This is a genomic window from Ruegeria sp. CG11 (assembly GCF_056537245.1).
Genome location: NZ_JBQFRE010000005.1, coordinates 176582 through 196588 on the forward strand (window position 1 = coordinate 176582; position 20007 = coordinate 196588).

Genomic DNA, 20007 nt, shown 5'->3' on the forward strand with positions numbered 1-20007 from the left:
ACGTGAAATGCAAGTCAGGCGGTCAGCTTTCTTCCAGATCCTTCGCTAGCCGGAAACCGATTCGGTTGGCGGGCTTGTCCTCGACCGATTTCGGCAGAGCGCGCAGCATCACATTCAACTGGCTGACATGCTGCACCAATTGGGTCCGCGCCCCGGTCGCATCCGAACCGTAAAAGGTGATGACATCGGGATCGAAATAACCCATGCCCTCAATCCGCATGACCCCGGCATCGCCGCCGGTAAAGCCCATGGCGACCTCCTGATCGCCGGTCAGCGTCTTTTCGAAGTTCTGGATATAAAGGATCAACCGCTCATAGGCCCATTGCGCCGGACTTTTGGTCTGAACCGGTTTTTGCAGTGGTTCGGGCAGATTCTTGGCCGCGGACTCAGCGTTGGGGTTCGCATGGAACTCGTAACACCTGGGCAATGCCGCCGCTTCTGCCGCCTCGGCCGATGTTTCGATCTGGTCCTGCATGGCTTTACCCTTTGCGCTGAAACTCCCACGCCCCGTCCGCGCGCCGCGTCCGGGTTACGGTTCCAATGTGGTAAAGATGGTTCAGATGTGCAACCGCCTCGACCAGCGCAAGCCCATATTCGCCCTCGCCAATCTGCCGTTTGAACAGCGGGGTGAAACACTCGGCGGCGGTTTTCGGTGTATCCAGATAGTCCTGCAAGCGATCCAGCGCGCCGTGGTGATTGTCGATCAGTTGCTTCATCCGCAGCGGCAACCCGGTGAAGGGCAGCTTGTGCCCGCCCAGCGCCAGATGATCCGGCCGCGCCAAGCCCTGCAGCCGCTCGCAGGCCTCCAGCCATTCCGCCACCGGGTCGGCCATCGGTTCGGTGACATAGACGCCCAGATTGGGGCTGATCGAACTGAGTATCTGATCGCCGGTGATCACCAGATTGTCATCGCGGCTCCAAAACGTGGCGTGCTCGGGGGCGTGGCCGTTGCCCATATGCACGTCCCAGTCGCGCCCGCCCATGCGGATCACGCTGCCCTGCTTGATGCGGGTAAAGCCCAGCGGCATCGGAAAGACCGTGTCGCAGAAGTTGAACGGGCGTTCGGTCATGCGTTTGGCGAGCACGTCAGGATGCATCCCCGCACTGCGATAATAGTCCAGCGTCTCTTGTGGCCAGGTTTCCTGCACATCCAGTTGCAGCATCCGCGAAAATAGCCAGGCGGTGCGGGTCGTGACCAGCTCAGCGCCATGCTCGGACTGGAACCAGCCCGCATTGCCGACGTGATCGGGGTGGTGATGCGTGACCACCACGCGGTTCACCGGTTTGCCACCCAACGGCCCGGCCATGAGCGTTTCCCAAACCCGGCGTGTCTTGTTCGACGAAATACCGGTATCAATTACCGTCCAACCATCGCCGTCATCCAGCGCGTAGGCGTTGACGTGGTCCAGCGCCATGGGCAGCGGCAGGCGCATCCACAGCACACCCTCGGCGACCTCAATGGCCTCACCCGGTGCCGGAGGCTCGGGCCAGGGGTATCTGATCGCCAAAGGAGTGTCCCCGTCCATTATACCGCCAATTCCTCGGCGCTGAGGGCATAAAGGTCCCCGGCCCCGTTCTGAGCCTGCACCAGCAGACCGGCATATTCAGGCAGCAGCGCGTTGATGTAGTACCGCGCCAGTTTAAAGCGCGGACCATTGGGTTCAGCCAATGCGGCCTTGAGGTGGTAATGCGCGCCCAGAACCCGGGCGAAGGCGTGCAGATAGGGCACGGCCCCGGCAAAGCGGGCATTCATGTCGGACTGCGCCACGATCCACTCGGTGGTTTCGCGCAGGCTTTCGGTGGCCTCCCAGACGGGACCCGCCAAATCGGGCATCATCACGCGGGCTTCTTCGGCGTGATCCTCGATCTCATCCAGCAGACGCGAAGCTGCCTCGCCGCCGTCCATCATTTTTCGGGCCACAAGGTCCATGGCCTGAATGCCGTTGGTGCCCTCATAGATCGCTGTGACGCGGACATCGCGGTAATACTGGGCCGCACCGGTTTCTTCGATAAAGCCCATGCCGCCATGCACCTGCACGCCGGTCTCGGAGACCCGCATCCCGGTCTCGGTTCCGAAAGCCTTGCAGATCGGTGTCAGCAACGCGGCGCGCGCGCTCCACTCGGGATCAACGGTGGCATTGCCCATGTCGATCGCGGCTGCATTGGCCAGCATGATCGCCCGTGCGGCAAAGGTATCTGCGCGCATACTCATCAGCATCCGGCGCACATCCGCGTGATCTATGATCGTGCCCGAGGGCGTCTTGCCCTGCTTGCGCTCCAACGCATAGGCCAGCGCGTGCTGATATGCGCCCTCAGCAGCGCCAACACCCTGTCCGCCAACACCCAGACGAGCGTTGTTCATCATGGTGAACATCGCGGCCATACCGCCATGTTCCTTGCCCACAAGCCAGCCCTTGGCGCCGTCATACTGCATCACGCAGGTCGGCGAGCCGTGCAGACCCATCTTGTGTTCGACCGACACAACCTTCAGATCGTTCGCTACACCAGGGTTGCCGTTGTCATCGGGCAGATACTTGGGCACCAGAAACAGCGAAATCCCCTTGGTCCCCGGAACACCGTCGGGCAGGCGCGCCAGCACCAGATGGCAGACATTCTCGGTAAAGTCGTTGTCCCCCCACGAGATGAAGATCTTTTGCCCCGTTACCGAATAGGTGCCGTCGCCATTCGCCTCGGCCTTCGAGGACAAAGCCCCCACATCCGACCCGGCCTGTGCCTCGGTCAGGTTCATGGTGCCAGCCCAGTCGCCCGACATCATCTTGGGCAGGTACAGCGCCTTCAGTTCGTCGCTGGCATGGTGTTCCAACGCCTCGATCTGGCCCTGCGTCATCAGCGGCGCCAGTTGCAGCGACAGGCAGGCGGCCGACATCATCTCGTTCACCGCAGTGGTCAGGGTCATCGGCAGGCCCATGCCGCCATATTCGGGATCACCGCTCATCCCGATCCAGCCACCTTCGGCAATTGCCTTCCAGCCGTCGGCATAACCGGGCGATGTCCGCAGCACACCGTTTTCCAACCGCGCGGGCTCAAGATCGCCGGGGCGCTGCAGCGGAGCCATCACCTCTTCGCACATTTTGCCGGCCTCGGTCAGGATCGCTCCGACGACATCCTCGCTGGCTTCCGAAAACTTCTCGGTCGCGGCAATCTGATCGAACCCGACCACGTGGCGGAAAAGCAGTTCATAGTCGGAAATGGGTGCGCGGTATGGCATGAGTTCCCTCGGGGCTAACTGTATGGTTTTTCGCGGGTGGGGTTGGAAATTGCAATGCCCACCTTTATGCATCCTTGATCAATTCGATTACCTAGCCAGCCAAATGGTACAAGCAATCAAAACGCGGCGTCACCAGATATGATCCCTAACGGCACATTGAATTTGTCCGCCGATCCCGGCGGAATCGCACAGGCGGCAGACTTGCTGCGGCAGGGACTGCTGGTCGCTTTCGCGACCGAGACCGTCTATGGGCTGGGCGGCGATGCCCGCAATGGCGAGGCGGTGGCCAGCATCTACGCGGCCAAGGGACGGCCCAGCTTCAACCCGCTGATCGCGCATGTGGCCTCAGTCGAGGCGGCGCAGCGTTATGTCGAATGGTCCGACCGGGCCGAAGCTTTGGCCGCAGCCTTCTGGCCCGGCCCGCTGACGATGGTTCTGCCCTTGCGCGACGGGCATGGGATTTCTCCACTGGTCACCGCGGGGCTGGACACGCTGGCGGTGCGCGTGCCCGCGCACAGCACTGCGCGGGAATTGCTGGCGGCGTTCGACGGACCGGTAGCGGCCCCGTCGGCCAACCTTTCTGGCCAGATCAGCCCCACAACAGCCGATCACGTACGTGCCGGGCTGGACGGGCGCATTGCGGCGATTCTGGATGACGGTCCGTGCGGTGTCGGGCTGGAATCCACTATCGTCGGACTGGCCGGAGAGCCCTCTCTGCTGCGTCCGGGCGGTGTGGCGCTGGATCAGGTCGAATCCGTTCTGGGCACAGAACTGCATGTCCATCAGGCCGGAGACCTGCTGACCGCGCCGGGACAGCTGCAATCGCACTACGCGCCGGACGCACCGGTTCGGCTGAATGCAGCGAATCGGCAAGGAGATGAGGTGTTGCTGGGCTTTGGTCCGGTCGATTGCGATCTGAACCTGTCAGAAAAGGGGAACCTGACCGAAGCCGCCGCCAACCTGTTTTCGGCCCTGCACACGCTGAACGCCACGGGGCGCCCAATTGCGGTGTCACCGATTCCCGATCAGGGCCTGGGTGCAGCCATCAACGACCGCCTGCGCCGCGCCGCAGCACCGCGCGACAGCTGATCAGGCGCGTCCGGCGCTGGCCGACAGGGTCAATGGGTCAACGCCCAGCGTCGCCAGCGCGGCCTCCCATTTCTCATCATCGGGCACATCGAACACCAGTTTCTGGTTCGCATCGGTGGTCAGCCAGCCATTCATGGCAATCTCATCCTCCAACTGGCCGGGACCCCAGCCGGAATAGCCCAGCGCCAGAGTCGAATTCAAAGGTCCGCGCCCCGAGGCCAGATCCTCGAGCACATCCAGCGTCGCAGTCATGCTGAAATCGTCCGATATCTGCATCGAGTGCAGGTTGGCCTCGTAATCCGAGCTGTGCAGTACAAAGCCGCGCGACATCTCGACCGGGCCACCGAAATGCACCAGACGCTCGCCCACAATCGGGATGCGGCAGGCGATATTCAGTTGTTCCAGCAGAGTTTTGATCCGCAAGTCCGAGGGTTTGTTGATGATCAGGCCCATCGCCCCATCATCCCCATGGCTGCACATGTAGACCACCGAATGATCGAAGCGCGGATCACCCATGCCAGGCATCGCAATCAACAGTTTTCCGGTCAGGTCCATGGATTTACATCTCTTGCTTCGTCCCCCTTCAACAATGGCCCCGGTACATGGGGATTGGCAAGGGAAGAGGCCACATTTCGCCAGATTTCATCCGGGTGACCGGAACGTGACTTGGAATCCCGGCCTGCACAGCGCATTTATGAGGTATGAAGCGTTTTTTGAAGTCGACCGCGGCCGCCCTGACCGCCTGTTTCGCCCTGACCGCCCCTGCGCAGGCGCAGGACGTGGACGGGGTTGTGCAACTGGACGTGCTGGATGGCGGGCGCACGGCCAACGGCACCTATCTGGGCGCGTTGCGGCTGACACTGAAGGACGGTTGGAAAACTTATTGGCGCGCACCCGGCGATGCCGGTATCCCGCCGCAGTTTGACTGGCGCGGCTCGCAGAATGTGGGTGATGTGTCGATCACCTGGCCCGCGCCCGAAGTGTTCGTTCAGAACGGCCTGCAATCCATCGGCTATGCCAATCAACTGGTGTTACCGGTCGAGATCACGCCCAAGAACCCCGCCAAACCGGTGCGGCTGCGCGGTGATATGGATCTGGGTGTCTGCAAGGATGTCTGCATCCCCGAGCGGCTGGATTTCGACCATACGCTGAACGCCGATGCCGGTCGTAACCCTGCTATCGCTGCGGCTCTGGCCCAGCGCCCCTATTCCGCGAAAGAGGCACGCGTGAGTGCGGCGAGCTGTCACCTGACCCCGACCTCAGACGGGATGCAGATCGAAGCCCGCGTGAAAATGCCTTCGGCCGGAGGGCGCGAGGTTGCCGTGATCGAACCGGGCAACCTCGCACTCTGGGCCTCGCAGCCGGAAACCACGCGGCAGGGCGATACTTTGGTGGCCACATCTGAAGTGATCAGCGCCTCGGGCCAGCCTTTTGCGCTGGACCGGTCCGAGATTCGAATCACGGTACTGGGTGCCAACCATGCGGTCGACATTCGGGGCTGCAGCGCGGGCTGATTGATGGAGAAAACCCCGAAGATCGGCGCTCTGGCCGTTGTTGTGCATGACGCAAACGTGCTGCTGGTGCAGCGCAGCAAACAACCTGGCGCGGGACTTTGGGGTTTCCCTGGCGGTCACGTCGAATGGGGTGAAACCGTCATGCAGGCGGCGCAGCGGGAGTTGCGCGAAGAAACCGCGGTCATCGCCGAACCGCTGCACTATCTCGACAATCTTGACCTGCTGCGCCACGACGCGCAAGGCGCTGTGCAGTCACATTACCTGCTGGTCGGGGTCGCTTGTCAGTATCGCTCGGGGTCTCCGCTGGCCGGGGATGATGCGCTGGACGCCCGCTGGTTTCCGGTCGATCAGATACGCCGGGGCGATCTGCCCATGAGCGACCGCGTTACCGACCTGTTGGATACAGCCCTACGCCGTGCTTAGGCAACCCGCCGTCTGAGGCGCACGTAGAGCAAGCCGGACAGCACGACGCTCAGAACAAGGATCGGCACGGCACCGGCGATAAATGCCCCCAGCCCCATTTGCAGGACCGCAACACCCCCTTCACCCGGATAGAGACCCGACAACAGGCCAACCGGCGCGCCCGAAATCGCAGGCCAGACCATCGTCACACCGAACCAGACAAGCAGCGCCAGTCCAGTGGCTGTCACCGCGCCCTGCACCACCCGGTCCGGTGCCCGCAGCGCCCGGCGCATCGCCGTCATCGGGCGCGCCAGGTCGTTGAGAATGGCCAGCAGCGCAGGCACGAGAAGCAACACCAGCAACATGCCGAAGCCCAGCCCGTAAACCAGCGTGATCACCGAGGGTTTGAGGAACTGCGCCTGTTGCGAGCCCTCGTATAGCAGCGGGGTCAGCCCCAGAACCGTGGTCAGTGTCGTCAGCATAACCGGGCGCAACCGGTCCGCCGTACCCTCGACAATCGACGGCACCAGCCCCCGGTCCTGCTGATAGGCGTCGATGGTCGTCACCAGAACAATCGAATCGTTGATTATGATCCCGGTCATCCCCAACAGGCCGATCACGGTGAACATACTCAGTGGTACGTCCCAGATGTAATGGCCCCAGATCGCGCCCACCAAGCCAAACGGAATGATCGCCATCACCACCACAGGCCGGGTCCAGCTGGCAAACACCCAAGCCAGCACCAGATAAATCCCGGTCAGGCACAGGATCAGGCCGGTGCGAGCTTCGGTCAGGAACTCGTCCTCCTGCTCGCTCAGGCCCGCCATCTGCCATTCGACCTGCCGTTCGGCTGCGATATTGGGCAGAATCTCTTCGCTCAGGGCGCGGGCAATTTCTTCCGCGCGGGCCGGGTCATCCTCGGAAATATCGCCGATCACCGAAAGCACCCGCAGGCCGTTTTCGCGCCGAACGGACGCGAAACCCGATTTACGCTCGACCGAAACGATATCCGCCAGCGGCACATAGACTCCGTCAGGCGTGCGCATCAGCGTGCGTTCCAGGAAATCGGCGGTCAGTTCGCCCTCGGGCAGTTCCACGCGAATCTCGGCGCTGCGCGGGCCGTCGGGGAAGGTGGCGGCCTCGATCCCGTTCAGCCGGTCGCGCAGCACCCGGCCCAGCGTTTCCATGCGGAAGCCCAGCGCCTGCCCCTTGGCCGTCAGGTCCAGAATGAAATCTTCCTTGTCATAGGCCAGATTGTCCTCAAGCGCCGACACCTCGGGGTATTTCGACAGCTCGGCCTGCAAATCCTCGGACGCGGCCTTGAGCGTGTTCACGTCAGCCCCATAGAACTGCACATCAATCGCATCGCCACCCGGGCCGGAGCGCCAGCCGCGGAAGGTCAGCAGCTCGACCTTGGGATGGCGCGGCACGAAGTCCTGCAACTCGCCCACGAACTCAAAGCTGGAATAGGGGCGCAGGTCCGAGTCGATCAGTTCGATCGAAACTCCGCCCAGCAGGTCCTTGTCCTTGCCATCCGCAGCACTCAGGTTGAACCACCCGGCATTACCGCCGACTTCGGCCAGAATATAGTCGATGGGATTGCGGCCGTGGCGCTCTTCGTAAATCCGGCCCAGCTCTTCGGCGGCGCGCTGCATCTGGTGCATCATTTCCAGCGTGTCTTCGCGGGTGGCGCCTTCGACCATGATGAAATTGCCGGTGACCGAGCCGCGCTCGGGCGCATTGAAGAACCGCCAGGTCACGTCGCCCTTTATGAACAGGGCAATCTGGCTGGCCAGAATCACCACCATCACCGCCACAACCACATAGCGCGCCCAAACAACCCAGGCGATCAACTGGCGGAACAGGTGGTCCCGCACCCAGCGGAACCCGCGATTGACCACGCGGTTGGGCCAGTCATACCAGTGTTCCTTGGCCGAATGCGTGATTGCATGGGCCATATGGTTGGGCAGGATCAGGAAACATTCGATCAGCGAGGCCAGCAGCACCGCGATCACGGTAAAGGGGATGTCGCCAATCAACTCTCCGAACCGGCCACCGATGGCGGTCAGGCCGAAGAAAGCGATGACGGTGGTCAGGGTGGCGGCAAAGACCGGCATCGCCATGCGTCGCGCGGCGCGTTCGGCGGCCACGACCGGGGCCTCACCCAGCCGCCGTGCGCGGAAATCTGCATGTTCGCCCACAACGATGGCGTCATCCACCACGATGCCCAGCGTGATGATCAGCCCGAACAGTGAGATCATGTTGATCGACAGCCCGCCGATATACATGAACGCAATCGCCGCGGACATCGCCACCGGAATGCCCGCCGCAACCCAGAAGGCGATACGCGCGTTCAGGAACAGAAACAGCAGGCAGACCACCAGGCCCAGACCCACCAGCCCGTTATCAACCAGAATATCCAGACGTTCGGTAATGGCCTGTGCTCGGGTGCGGATCAGCTCGATGGTCACGCCTTCGGGCAGGCTGGCCTGCAGTTCGGCCACAACGTCCTCGACCGTGTGCTGAATCTTGATGGCATCCCCAAGATTGGACCTGTCCACGCGCACGGACATGGCTGGGTTTTCGCCGACAAAATAGCTGCGGTTGCGGGTGACCCCTTCGACCCGAATTTCCGCCACATCGCCCACAAAAAGCTTGGAGCCGTCGGGGTAGTTGCGCAGCGCGATGCCCTCGATCTCTTCGGGGGTGCGTTTTTCAGTGCCGGTGCGGATGCGGGCATTGGCGCCGGTCACATCTCCTGCCGGGTTGGCCATCGCCTCGGCCGCGACGGCCTGCGCGATTTCCGACAGGGTGACGTCATTGGCAATCAGCTGCGCTGTTGGCACCTCGACCACCACGCGGGGTGCAGCAATGCCCCGGATCGTGGTGCGGGTCACCCCGACCGCAAACAGGCGGTTGATCAATTCGTCGGTGAATTTCGCCAGCTGGTCCGGATCGACCGGACCGGTCACCACCACATCCGTCACCCGATCCCGCCACGCCCCGCGCTTGATCGAGGGCTCTTCGGCATCTTCGGGCAAGTTGGTCACACCATCGACGGCAGTCCGAACCTCGTCCACGGCGCGCGACATGTCCCAGTTGGGCTCGAACTCCAGCCGGATATTGGCCCGCCCCTCGCGCGAGGTCGAGGTCGTGCTGGCAACCCCTTCGACCGCCAGCAGGGCTGGTTCCAGCAGCTGAACGATACCGTTATCTACATCCTCGGGACCGGCGCCTTCCCATTTGATATCCACATCCACGCGCTCAAGGATCACGTCCGGAAAGAACTGCGCCCGCATCGCCGGAATCGCCGCCGCGCCCAGAACCAGCATCACTAGCAGCAGCAGGTTGGCGACCGTCCTGTGGCGGGTGAAATAGCTGAGGATACCGCCCGCCGCGCCGGGGATCTCGCGCATCATGGCGCCTAGCCCCCTGCCCGGTTTTCGATGCTGCGCACCAGAGAGGCTGGAACCTTGGGCGCGCTCAGCTGGCTCAGGGCGCTGGCCTTGGCTTCAGTAGACATCTGTTCGCTGGCCTCGACCTGAGCGACCAGTTGGGCGCGTTGTTCGTCGGACAGTTCGACCATGCCCGGATCGGCCCCGGCGTTGGCCTCATCCCGCAACGGGCGCACACGCACCCCGCCGCCCAACAGCGGCGTGCGGCCGATCACAACCTCGCGCCCGACCAGACCCTGCCCACGCAGCAACACCTCATCGCCCTGACGGCGGATCAGCTGCACCGGCAGAGCCTCGAGCCGGTCATCGGCGCCCAGCACCAGCACCGTTCCCGCCGCATCCAGAACCGATGAGGGCAGGCGCACCACGTTGTCCAGAGGCTGTTCCTCGACCGTTACGGTTACGAAATCGCCGGGCTTGAACCCCGGTGCGTCCTCCAGCCTTGCATAGATCAGCCGCCCGGTCTGGCCTTCGCCCGCGGAACCGCTGTCGCGGCTGATGCGGCCATGGGCCATCAGATCGGTGCCCGTGACCTCAAGGGATACGGTAACCGGCGCGTTGATCAGGTCGCCTTCGGCGTCCAGCAGGCGCACGAACTGCGCGGTCGAGACGCGGAAAGCAACCTCAAGCGCGGTGGGATCAACCAGTTCCGCCAGCTTTTCATTGGCCGAGACCAGCCGCCCTTCGACCAGCGTCACATCTGTCAGCGTTCCGGCAAACCGCGCGCGGACGGTCATGTCATCCAGATCGCGTTCGGCAGCTTCAAGCGCAATGCGGGCGCGGGCCAGCAAGGTGGTCGCCTGATCGACCCGCGATTCCGCCTGGGCCAGCGATATGCGGCGGGCCAGAACTGATTGTTGCGCTGCCGCCTCGGCCAGTTCCGCTTCTTCCACGGCAGCGGGGGTTCCGACTCCGCGACCCTGCAGGTCTTTTTGGCGCTGCAAGGCACGCCCACGCAGGGCGGCCTGCGCCTCGGCCGAGTTCAACTCATCCTGCGCCAGCAGCAGCGATCGTTCTGCGTCGCGTTCCTCGAATTGCGCATCCAGCAGATCGGATTTGGCGCGATCCAGCGCCGATTGCGCATCCGCCGGGTCCAGTTCGACCAGAACCTCGCCAGCGGTGACAACACCACCATCCTCAAAATCCTCAGCCAGAGAGACCACACGCCCGCCCAACGCCGCGCGCAGTTCCAAACGGCGGCGGCTTTGCACCTCGCCAAAAGCCTCAAGATACGGGGTGACGGTCTCCAGCTCCGCCGGGCGCACGCTGACGGCAAAGATGCGCTCGCGTGCCTCGGGTGGAGTGTTTTCGCGCGTCAACGCATCCTGCACCGCACCGGTGATCAGTTGCATCGCGACAAACAGCAGGGCCAGCGTCAGAAACGCCAGAAAGACACCAACAAGGCTTTGCCTCAGAAATCGCATCAATCCTTCACCCCGGTCGCTTCAGGCTGCCATGCGCAAATGGTAGCCGGGCACAGAAAAATGCCAAGCCACAAAGCGGTTACGAACAGTTATACGTGCAACCAGTTTACTTCCGTCGCAGATGTTCGTCCAATCGGGGCATTATTTCCACGAAATTGCAGGGCCGGTGCCGGTAATCGAACTGTTTTTCCAGAATTCCGTCCCAAGCGTCCTTGCAGGCGCCGGGACTACCGGGCAGCGCGAACAGATACGTGCCGCCCGCCACGCCACCGGTGGCGCGGGACTGCACCGCTGAGGTGCCGATCTTTTCCATTGAAATGATGGTGAAAACGGTGCCGAACGCCTCGATTTCCTTTTCATAGACGTCGCGATGCGCCTCAACCGACACGTCGCGGCCCGTTAGGCCGGTGCCCCCGGTCGAAATCACCACGTCAATCTCGGGATCACCAACCCACAGCCGCAGCTGGGCTGCGATCTCGCCCCGTTCATCCCGGATGATCTTGCGATCGGCCACCGAATGGCCCGCACGCTCGATCCGGTCGACCAGCGTCTGACCCGAGCGGTCCTCGTCCAGCGACCGTGTGTCCGAGACGGTCAGAACGGCGATCCGAACCGGAATGAACTCTTTGCTTTCATCAATGCGTGACATTTGGCGTCAGGCCCTTTCCATGATGGCAAGCCGGACGGCAAGGGCGGTGAATATCCCCCCCGTCACCCAGCCCATGATACGAGAGGCGCGCGGGTTCGAGATCAGAACCTTGCCCGCGCCACCGGCAAAAATACCCACCAGCCCGTTCACCACAAACCCGCCCAGCGCGATGATCGCGCCGAAGATCAGGAATTGGGGCAGGATCGGTCCGGTCACGGGGTTCACGAATTGTGGGATGAAGGCCAGCACGAACAGGATGACCTTTGGGTTGGTCAGGTTCACCACCATCCCGTCGCGAAACGCATGGACTGTGGGTTTCGCGGGCGCATCGGCAGATACCGCCCCATACCGAATGGCACCCCATGCCAGATACAGCAGATAGGCCACGCCCATCCAGCGGATCACGTCAAACAGCCACGGCATAGTTGCCACGGCTGCCCCCAGACCGAGCCCGGCCACCAGCACGTGAACCATCGCTCCGACCGAAATCCCGGCACTTGCTGCAATCGCCGGTTTGGCCCCGGACCGCAGACCCTGACCAAAACAGAACATCATATCGGCGCCGGGGGTGAAATTCAGCGCCAGAGCTGCCGGGATGAACGCCAGCAGAGTGACCGTTTCTATCATAAGGTGACCTCGAACCAGTTTACCTTGGGTCCCAGATTGGCGATCTGTGTGCGGCCGATTGTGCCGCGATAACCCCAGCTATCATGGATATGACCGCACAGCGCGTATTGAGGCTGCAGCCGTTCCACTGCGTCGCGCACGGCGACCGAGCCGACGGCGTCGCCCCTCGACGTGACATCGCCATACCCCTTGGGCGGAGAATGCGCGATCAGAATGTCGGCGCCGTCGCAGCGGTCCAGCAACTCGGCGGCTTCGGCATCGGTCAGGTCGCAGGACCAGTCGCCAAACGGCGTGACCGGCACGCCGTAACCCAGCCCGAACAGGCGCAACCCGTCCAAGGTCATGCCGGTGCCGTGCAGCACATGGCCGCCCTCGGGCGCGGCGTCAGCCAATTCCTGCGCGCTTTCCGCATTGCCGGGTACCATGACGAAGGGCGCAGATATACCGGACAGCATCGCCATCGCCTCCTCCAGCCCCTGCCGCATGTTGCAGAAATCTCCGGCTCCGATCACCAGTTCGGCCTCGGCGCTCGCGGCGACGACCTCGGCCGCGCGGTTGCGGGCCATATGCAAATCGGAAAAGGCCAGAATGCGCATCATTTCCCCTCCAGCTTGGCCCTGAGCTCCAGCAGATCGGCCCAGGCATGGCGCTTCATCTGCGGTTGGCGCAGCAGATAGGCGGGATGGAACATCGGGATGACCGGCAGGTTCAGCGCCTGATCCCATTGCCCGCGCAGCCTTGTGATGCCGCGTTTGCCCAGCACTGCCTGACAACTGATATTGCCCATGATCACCAGAACCTCGGGCTTGGCCAGTGCCACGTGGCGTTCGAGGAAGGGCTTCATCATCCCGATCTCTTCGGGTTTGGGGTCGCGGTTCTGCGGCGGCCGCCATGGCAGAACATTGGTAATATAGACGTTCTGGCTTCGATCCAGATCAATCGCCGCCAGCATCCGGTCCAGCAATTGCCCGGCGCGGCCGACAAAAGGCTTGCCTTCGCGGTCTTCCTCGCGGCCCGGGGCCTCACCGATGATCATCACCCGCGCGCCCGGCGTGCCATCGGCAAACACCAACTGCCGGGCACCGCGTTTCAACTCGCAATGATCGAAACCGTCCATTGCAGCCCGTAGTTGGTCCAGCGACTCGGCGCTTTGGGCGGCAGCCTTTGCCACCGCGGCCGGATCAACCTTTTTCGGCTTTTCGGGCGCGGCCTGCACTGCAGCGGGCTTCTTGGCCTTGGGCGCAGTATCGGGCAGCGCATACCGGTCGACCGGCGCATCACCGATCGCGTCCGTTGCGCCCAGTTCGATCTGCCAGTCCAGCAGCGCCCGCGCAGTATGATAGTCCAAAGCCGATTCCATACCCCTCAATCTAACCAGCTTTTGATCGAGGGAAAGCGAATAGGCCTTGATCGGACCGTTCATCGCACCGACCATTACGGCATTCATGATGGTCCTGTTGCGATTCCTTTTGATTTCCCTGCTGCTGATCCCGCTCAGCGGTCCGTCCTTTGCACAGCTTTTCGACCGCAACGGCCAATGCCGCCCCGGTCAGTTCCAGTGCGGCACCCGCTGCTGTTCCGGCGGACAAAGATGCAGCTTTGATGGCCACTGCATCCCCCTGGGCGGCACCTATTGCGGCGGCGGGCGCACCTGCGGACCGTTCGAACGCTGCGTGGCCGGGGGCACCCGCTGCGCCCCTGCGGGGGCCAACAAATGTTATTCGCGGCTGGATTGCCCCGGAGGCACCTTCTGCAACGCGCGCGGCGAATGCGAACGGACCTCACCCGAGTTTGACCCGAATACCGCAATCGAAGGGTTGCCCTCGCTATGTGACGACGGCCAGTCCTGCGCAGCGGGCACGTCCTGCCTGCCGGGCGGCGGATGCTCGCGGCCCGGCTGGTTTTTGTGCGAGGAAACCGACTCGCAATGCCGCCCCGGCTTCAAATGTTCCGAGCATCAGGGCTGCGTGCCGATCAAGGCCGTGGATTGCGGTTATGGCAAGTGGTGCAAACCCGGTGAGCAGTGTTTGCCCGAAGGCGGATGCGAGAAACTGCCCGAAGGGTCTGAACCTTAGGTTGCCCTCGCGCGCGGGGCTTTCTATAAGCGGCTCGATTGTCAGACAGGAGCCCGCCCATGCGTTTCGCCCATCGTCACCTTCTTGGCATCGAGCATCTGTCGCAGTCCGATATCACCGCCATCCTCGATCTGGCCGAGAAATACGTCGACATGAACCGCCAGTCGACCAAGCATTCCGACGTGCTGTCGGGGCTGACACAGATCAACATGTTCTTTGAAAACTCGACCCGGACGCAGGCCAGTTTCGAACTGGCGGGCAAGCGGCTGGGCGCGGATGTGATGAACATGGCGATGCAGGCCAGTTCGATCAAAAAGGGCGAGACCCTGATCGACACGGCAATGACTTTGAACGCGATGCACCCCGATCTTCTGGTGGTCCGGCATCCGCATTCCGGCGCAGTCGATCTGCTGGCGCAGAAAGTGAACTGCGCTGTGCTGAACGCAGGCGACGGGCGGCACGAACACCCGACGCAAGCCCTGCTGGACGCGCTGACCATCCGCCGGGCCAAGGGGCGTCTGCACCGTCTGAACATCGCGATCTGTGGTGACGTTGCACATTCCCGCGTCGCACGGTCGAACCTGATCCTGCTGGGCAAGATGGAAAACCGTATCCGTCTGATTGGCCCGCCGACGCTGGTGCCCGGCCAGTTCGCCGACTTCGGCGCCGAGATTTACGACGACATGAACGAAGGGCTGAAAGACGTCGATGTCGTCATGATGCTGCGGCTTCAGAAAGAGCGGATGGACGGCGGCTTTATTCCCTCGGAACGCGAATACTATCACCGCTACGGTCTGGACGCCGCCAAGCTGGCGCTGGCCAAGCCCGACGCCATCGTCATGCATCCCGGCCCGATGAACCGCGGGGTCGAGATTGACGGCACGCTGGCAGATGACATCAATCGATCGGTCATTCAGGAACAGGTCGAGATGGGCGTGGCCGTCCGCATGGCCGCGATGGAATTGCTGGCCCGCAACCTGCGAGACGCCGCATGAGCGATCTGACCGTCGCCCCCCATGAACGCGGCGTGATCCGCCTGTTCACGCTGGATATGCGCCCGGAAGAGGCAAAGTTCCTGCGCGAACCGGGCGCTGCCGGTCAGGCTCTGGGGGTGGCAGGGCTTGACCCGGGCCAGATCGACGTCTTTCCGGTCTCGGACCTCGAAGACCTTGGGCTTTATGGCTACCTTAACGAGGGCTGCGGCGTCTCGGCCGATCAACTGGACCGCAGCGCGCTGGAGGCCATCGAAGGCTGGGTCATGGTCGTGCGCAGCGCCGCCTTTGGCGACCGAGCTGCAACGCTGACGCCGGACCCGAGGCTGCACCTGGCCGGTCTTTACACGGAAGAGGCCACCAACTGGACTGGCGGCCCGATTGAAACTGAAAGCGCCAAGCCGTTCTCGGCGCCGCAAGCTGTGCCACAAGATGACCGGCCCCGCCGCATCGGCTCGGCCATTCTGGCGCTGGTGATCCTGCTGGCTATCGGAGGTGCCCTGTGGCTGATCCTGTGACCTTCGCCCCCGACAAAGGCGCTTATTTCCGCACCAACGCATGGCTGGCCGCCTTTGCAATGGCAGGCGCGATGATCATTCTCTGGCTGATCGGCAACCCCTATCCCTGGACCGGCGCGCCCGCAGGCCTTGCGGCCATCAGCATTCGCGCGTGGTACCTAGCCTCCGAAGAGCTGGTCGCCACGTGGGAGATGACCGACACCACCCTCACCGGCCCCGGTCCGCGCAAAGTGGCGCTGAACCAGATACAGACGGTCAACACCATTGGAAGCTTCGTCCAGATCGTCACCAAGGGCGGAGACAAACAACTGATCAAATACCAGGCGGACCCGGCCGCCACCAAAGCCGCAATCGAAAGGGCCATGGCATGAGCAATCTGATCTTTACCAACGCCCGCCTGATCGACCCGGAATCCGGCACGGACAGCATCGGCTGGCTGCAGATGGCCGAAGGCCGGATTGCCGCGCGCGGTGAAGGCGATGCCCCGGCCCTGGACGCGCAGGTCATTGACTGCGGCGGCCACTGTCTGGCCCCCGGGATCGTCGATATCGGCGTCAAGGTTTGCGAACCGGGCGAGCGCCACAAGGAAAGCTACAAATCCGCCGGTCTGGCCGCCGCTGCCGGAGGGGTGACCACAATCGTCACCCGCCCCGATACGCTGCCTGCCGTCGACACGCCTGAAACGCTGGAATTCGCAACCCGGCGCGCGCAGGCGGATGCGCCGGTGAACGTGCTGGCCATGGCCGCCCTGACCAAGAACCGCGAAGGGCGCGAAATGACCGAGATCGGCTTTCTGCAGGATGCCGGGGCCGTCGCCTTCACCGATTGCGATCACGTCATCGCCAATACCAAGGTGTTTTCCCGCGCGCTGACTTATGCACGGTCCTGCGGTGCGCTGGTCATTGCGCACCCGCAGGAACCGGGCCTGAGCAATGGCGCGGCGGCCACCAGCGGCAAGTTCGCCGCCCTGCGGGGTTTGCCTGCGGTGTCACCGATGGCGGAACGCATGGGGCTGGACCGCGACATCGCGCTGCTGGAAATGACCGGAGCTGCCTATCACGCCGACCAGATCACCACTGCCCGCGCCCTGCCCGCGCTGGAGCGCGCCAAGCGCAACGGGCTGGACATCACCGCCGGAACCTCGATCCACCATCTGACCCTGAACGAGTTGGACGTCGCCGACTATCGCACCTTCTTCAAGGTCAAACCGCCGCTGCGGTCCGAAGACGACCGGCAGGCGGTGATCGACGCAGTACGGTCCGGGCTGATCGACATCATCAGCTCGATGCACACGCCGCAGGACGAGGAAAGCAAACGCCTGCCGTTTGAAGAGGCAGCCTCGGGCGCGGTGGCGCTGGAAACGCTGCTGCCTGCGGCGCTGCGGCTGTATCACTCGGACCAGTTGGACCTGCCCACCCTGTTCCGCGCCATGGCTCTGAACCCGGCAAAACGGCTGGGGCTGGACGCCGGCCGTCTGGCCGAGGGCGCGCCCGCAGATCTGGTGCTGTTCGACCCGGATGTGCCCTTTGTGCTTGACCGGTTTTCATTAAAATCGAAATCGCAGAACACCCCGTTTGACGGCCAGCGGATGCAGGGTAAGGTCACCGCAACTTATGTGGCAGGCCAAGAAGTTTACCGGAGAACCTGATGCCCCTACTCGACAGCACGATGACGCAGCTGATCCTCTGGGCCGCGATTGGGTATCTGATGGGGTCGATCCCGTTCGGCATGATCATTGCCAAGGTCATGGGGCTGGGCAACCTGCGCAATATCGGATCGGGCAATATCGGGGCTACCAATGTCTTGCGCACCGGCAACAAGCCCGCCGCCGCGCTGACGCTGGTTTTTGATGCCGCCAAGGGTGCGGCCGCCGTATTGCTGGCCCGTGCGCTGGCTGGAGAGGACGCCGCCCAGATCGCCGCCCTGACCGCGTTTCTGGGCCATTGCTTCCCAGTCTGGCTGGGATTCAAAGGCGGCAAGGGCGTGGCCACCTTTCTGGGCCTGTGGCTGGCGCTGGACTGGCGCGTGGGCGTGGCCTGCTGCCTGAGCTGGCTGGTCGCCGCCGCTATCTGGCGGATTTCCTCGCTGGGCGCGTTGGTCGCCGCGGCAACGTCGACCCTCTGGGTGCTACTGCTGACGGATGGTTCGACCTTTTTCCTGGGCATCATCCTGACCATGCTGGTCTATTGGCGCCACAGCGCGAACCTGGCGCGGATCAAGGCCGGGACCGAACCCAAAATCGGCCAGTCTTGATCGCCCCGGACGAATTTCTATCCGCGTTTTTTGCCATCCCACTTGGCTCGTCCATCGGGCAGAGCCAAGGCAGGCGGTATATCGTCAGTCGGACGGAATTGGCTGGCGGTAAATCCCATAAGCTGGTTGCGCATGAATTGGGCGGCGGCGATTACATCAGCCTGAACCTCTACCTGACCGACAGCAGTGGCGCGTTGTTACGCCCCTGCGAGATGCCCGCCGAGAAAGTCATAGCTTTCGTGGTTGCGTTCGAGCCCGACACCTGAGGCGGAAATGCGCAATTTTGAACAGCGCCCCTTCGTCGCCGCACATTCACGATTGATTGTTTTGAACGTGATGGCGGGATTGCCCACTTCGGTTGCGTGACGGCCAATTACCGGTCGCACTGACAAAAATCCCAAGGGGTGTCCTGGCGCAATTTCGGCGCCGCCGGACCACCCGTTTCACGAAAGGTGAAAACAATGAACAAGATCAAATCCATCATTGGCGGCGTCGCGCTGTCCGTTGCAATCGCAAGCTCGGCCCTGGCCGCAGGTGTTGAGCTGAACGCAAGCTCGACCGGTTTGGCGATGCAGGGTTACGACCCGGTTGCCTATTTCACCGCGGGTGAGCCGACCAAGGGCGATTACCGCATCACCGCGCTGCACAATGACGCGCTGTACCGCTTTGCCACTGAGGAAAACAAAGTCGCGTTCGAAGAAAACCCCGAAGCCTACCTGCCTGCCTACGGTGGCTATTGCGCCTTTGGTGCCGCGATGGGCTTCAAGTTCGACGGTGACCCGACCTATTGGAAAATCGTTGACAACAAACTGTACCTGAACCTGTCGCAGGACATTCAGGAACGCTGGGAAGGCGACATCCCCGGCTTTATCGAGCAAGCCAGCACCAACTGGGAAACCATTGCCGACAAATCTCCGGCAGAATTGCAGCAATAAACTGCTGACAGAACCAGTCAGATCGGCGGCGGATCACTCTGCCGCCGATTGTCGTTTGAAACACTCTTTTTGCAGACCTACATTTAAAGGAAAGGACGTGCCCAGTTTCAACGGGCCTGTGCCGCCACGGATTACGAATGTGGCGCATTTTTCGGGTCGGAATATTCGAACAAACTGTGATCCGGTCGTGAAACCGGACCGTAGTGATCAATACAGACACACAGGCAGCGCGGATTTGCTGCAGGCCATTTCCGATGAAAGGACAAAGCATGAAAGGTAAGTTTCTTCTCGTCTCAATTATTGCGGCCCTTTCCGCAGGAGCGGCAACGGCGCAGTCCTCGGGCAACTGGACCGGTTTCTATGGTGGTTTGCAGTTGGGTTACGCCGATATTGACACCAATGTCTCGGGTGTCGACGGCGACGGTGTGATCGGCGGTATCATCCTCGGCTACGACTACGACCTGAGCGATTGGGTTGTCGGCCTTGGTTTCGACTATGACTGGACTAGTATCGGGCTGGCCCCCGGCGTCAAGGTCGAGGACGTCTGGCGCGTCAAGGCGCGCGCGGGCTACAAGGTAACCTCCAAGGGATTGTTGTACGGTGTCGGCGGCTTTGCCGAAGCTGGAACCGACAACCTGGGCAGCGAAGATGGTTGGTTCATCGGGGCAGGCTACGAACAGATCGTTGCTCCGAACATCAGCGTTGGCGGTGAGATTCTCTATCACGAGTTCAGCAATTTCGATCGTACCGGCATCGACGTTGACGCAACCACCGTGCAGGTGCGCGCGGCCTACAGGTTCTGATCGAAGGATAGGCGTTCACCGGACCCGACCCCATAGGCCGGG

At 62.5% G+C, this 20007-nt stretch carries 22 protein-coding genes; 12 read left to right on the top strand and 10 right to left on the bottom strand.

Annotated features, from left to right (window positions below; translation table 11 throughout):
- Positions 1-22 precede the first annotated feature (22 nt).
- The 3 genes from ACR0KW_RS13950 to ACR0KW_RS13960 are packed head-to-tail and all read right to left on the bottom strand — an operon-like array spanning position 23 to position 3229.
- Positions 23-475, bottom strand: a complete 453-nt coding sequence (locus ACR0KW_RS13950) for a DUF6173 family protein (RefSeq protein ID WP_170446306.1) — start codon at positions 473-475, stop codon at positions 23-25.
- A gap of 4 nt (positions 476-479) precedes the next feature.
- A complete protein-coding gene (locus ACR0KW_RS13955; protein WP_480805522.1) occupies positions 480-1526 on the bottom strand; it encodes an MBL fold metallo-hydrolase in 1047 nt (348 codons plus the stop codon).
- The gene (locus tag ACR0KW_RS13960; RefSeq protein ID WP_480805523.1) at positions 1526-3229 is read right to left on the bottom strand and encodes an acyl-CoA dehydrogenase family protein; all 1704 of its coding nucleotides are present in this window, start codon (positions 3227-3229) and stop codon (positions 1526-1528) included. Before ACR0KW_RS13960 ends, ACR0KW_RS13955 begins: the two co-directional genes overlap by 1 nt.
- 138 nt (positions 3230-3367) lie before the next feature.
- On the opposite strand from ACR0KW_RS13960, the gene ACR0KW_RS13965 reads away from it, so the two are divergent.
- Positions 3368-4318 carry an L-threonylcarbamoyladenylate synthase gene (locus ACR0KW_RS13965; protein ID WP_480805524.1) on the top strand — a complete coding sequence of 317 codons (951 nt, stop codon included), beginning with the start codon at positions 3368-3370 and terminating at the stop codon, positions 4316-4318.
- On the opposite strand, the gene ACR0KW_RS13970 is transcribed toward ACR0KW_RS13965, so the two are convergent.
- Positions 4319-4873: a YqgE/AlgH family protein gene (locus ACR0KW_RS13970; RefSeq protein WP_480805525.1), complete on the bottom strand. Its 555-nt coding sequence runs from the start codon at positions 4871-4873 to the stop codon at positions 4319-4321.
- Between the two features lie 146 nt (positions 4874-5019).
- On the opposite strand from ACR0KW_RS13970, the gene ACR0KW_RS13975 reads away from it, so the two are divergent.
- Together ACR0KW_RS13975 and ACR0KW_RS13980 are read left to right on the top strand one after the other, a co-directional pair.
- The gene (locus ACR0KW_RS13975) at positions 5020-5832 is read left to right on the top strand and encodes a protein-disulfide reductase DsbD domain-containing protein (protein ID WP_480805526.1); all 813 of its coding nucleotides are present in this window, start codon (positions 5020-5022) and stop codon (positions 5830-5832) included.
- Between the two features lie 3 nt (positions 5833-5835).
- Complete coding sequence (locus ACR0KW_RS13980; RefSeq protein ID WP_480805527.1) at positions 5836-6255, top strand: NUDIX hydrolase; 420 nt, start codon at positions 5836-5838, stop codon at positions 6253-6255.
- On the opposite strand, the gene ACR0KW_RS13985 is transcribed toward ACR0KW_RS13980, so the two are convergent.
- From ACR0KW_RS13985 to ACR0KW_RS14010, 6 genes are all read right to left on the bottom strand, one after another.
- Positions 6252-9653, bottom strand: a complete 3402-nt coding sequence (locus ACR0KW_RS13985; RefSeq protein WP_480805528.1) for an efflux RND transporter permease subunit — start codon at positions 9651-9653, stop codon at positions 6252-6254. The two genes, ACR0KW_RS13980 and ACR0KW_RS13985, sit on opposite strands and share 4 nt — an antisense overlap.
- A gap of 5 nt (positions 9654-9658) precedes the next feature.
- Entirely contained in the window at positions 9659-11113 is a 1455-nt protein-coding gene (locus ACR0KW_RS13990) for an efflux RND transporter periplasmic adaptor subunit (protein WP_480805529.1), read from the bottom strand.
- Positions 11114-11219: 106 nt separating this feature from the next.
- A complete protein-coding gene (moaB, locus tag ACR0KW_RS13995) occupies positions 11220-11762 on the bottom strand; it encodes a molybdenum cofactor biosynthesis protein B (RefSeq protein ID WP_170402870.1) in 543 nt (180 codons plus the stop codon).
- A gap of 6 nt (positions 11763-11768) precedes the next feature.
- Positions 11769-12389, bottom strand: coding sequence for a LysE family translocator (locus ACR0KW_RS14000; RefSeq protein ID WP_480805530.1), 621 nt, complete (start codon positions 12387-12389; stop codon positions 11769-11771).
- On the bottom strand, positions 12386-12985 hold the full coding sequence (locus ACR0KW_RS14005) for a metallophosphoesterase family protein (protein WP_480805604.1): 600 nt from the start codon (positions 12983-12985) through the stop codon (positions 12386-12388). Before ACR0KW_RS14005 ends, ACR0KW_RS14000 begins: the two co-directional genes overlap by 4 nt.
- On the bottom strand, positions 12985-13749 hold the full coding sequence (locus ACR0KW_RS14010) for a uracil-DNA glycosylase (RefSeq protein WP_480805605.1): 765 nt from the start codon (positions 13747-13749) through the stop codon (positions 12985-12987). The genes ACR0KW_RS14005 and ACR0KW_RS14010 overlap by 1 nt, the downstream gene beginning before the upstream one ends.
- Positions 13750-13837: 88 nt before the next feature.
- Between ACR0KW_RS14010 and ACR0KW_RS14015 the strand changes: the two genes are divergently transcribed.
- From ACR0KW_RS14015 to ACR0KW_RS14055, 9 genes are all read left to right on the top strand, one after another.
- Positions 13838-14464, top strand: coding sequence for a scavenger receptor class F, member 2 (locus ACR0KW_RS14015; RefSeq protein WP_480805606.1), 627 nt, complete (start codon positions 13838-13840; stop codon positions 14462-14464).
- A 59-nt stretch (positions 14465-14523) separates the two neighbouring features.
- On the top strand, positions 14524-15459 hold the full coding sequence (locus tag ACR0KW_RS14020; protein ID WP_170327245.1) for an aspartate carbamoyltransferase catalytic subunit: 936 nt from the start codon (positions 14524-14526) through the stop codon (positions 15457-15459).
- Entirely contained in the window at positions 15456-15974 is a 519-nt protein-coding gene (locus tag ACR0KW_RS14025; protein WP_480805531.1) for a hypothetical protein, read from the top strand. Before ACR0KW_RS14020 ends, ACR0KW_RS14025 begins: the two co-directional genes overlap by 4 nt.
- Positions 15959-16345 carry a hypothetical protein gene (locus tag ACR0KW_RS14030; protein ID WP_480805532.1) on the top strand — a complete coding sequence of 129 codons (387 nt, stop codon included), beginning with the start codon at positions 15959-15961 and terminating at the stop codon, positions 16343-16345. Before ACR0KW_RS14025 ends, ACR0KW_RS14030 begins: the two co-directional genes overlap by 16 nt.
- Positions 16342-17622, top strand: coding sequence for a dihydroorotase (gene pyrC / locus ACR0KW_RS14035; RefSeq protein ID WP_480805533.1), 1281 nt, complete (start codon positions 16342-16344; stop codon positions 17620-17622). Before ACR0KW_RS14030 ends, pyrC begins: the two co-directional genes overlap by 4 nt.
- A complete protein-coding gene (gene plsY / locus ACR0KW_RS14040) occupies positions 17622-18227 on the top strand; it encodes a glycerol-3-phosphate 1-O-acyltransferase PlsY (protein ID WP_480805534.1) in 606 nt (201 codons plus the stop codon). Before pyrC ends, plsY begins: the two co-directional genes overlap by 1 nt.
- A complete protein-coding gene (locus ACR0KW_RS14045; protein WP_170327249.1) occupies positions 18224-18493 on the top strand; it encodes a hypothetical protein in 270 nt (89 codons plus the stop codon). The genes plsY and ACR0KW_RS14045 overlap by 4 nt, the downstream gene beginning before the upstream one ends.
- A 195-nt stretch (positions 18494-18688) precedes the next feature.
- Positions 18689-19162 carry a YHS domain-containing (seleno)protein gene (locus tag ACR0KW_RS14050; RefSeq protein ID WP_480805535.1) on the top strand — a complete coding sequence of 158 codons (474 nt, stop codon included), beginning with the start codon at positions 18689-18691 and terminating at the stop codon, positions 19160-19162.
- A 269-nt stretch (positions 19163-19431) separates the two neighbouring features.
- Entirely contained in the window at positions 19432-19965 is a 534-nt protein-coding gene (locus ACR0KW_RS14055; RefSeq protein WP_480805536.1) for an outer membrane protein, read from the top strand.
- Positions 19966-20007: the final 42 nt, after the last annotated feature.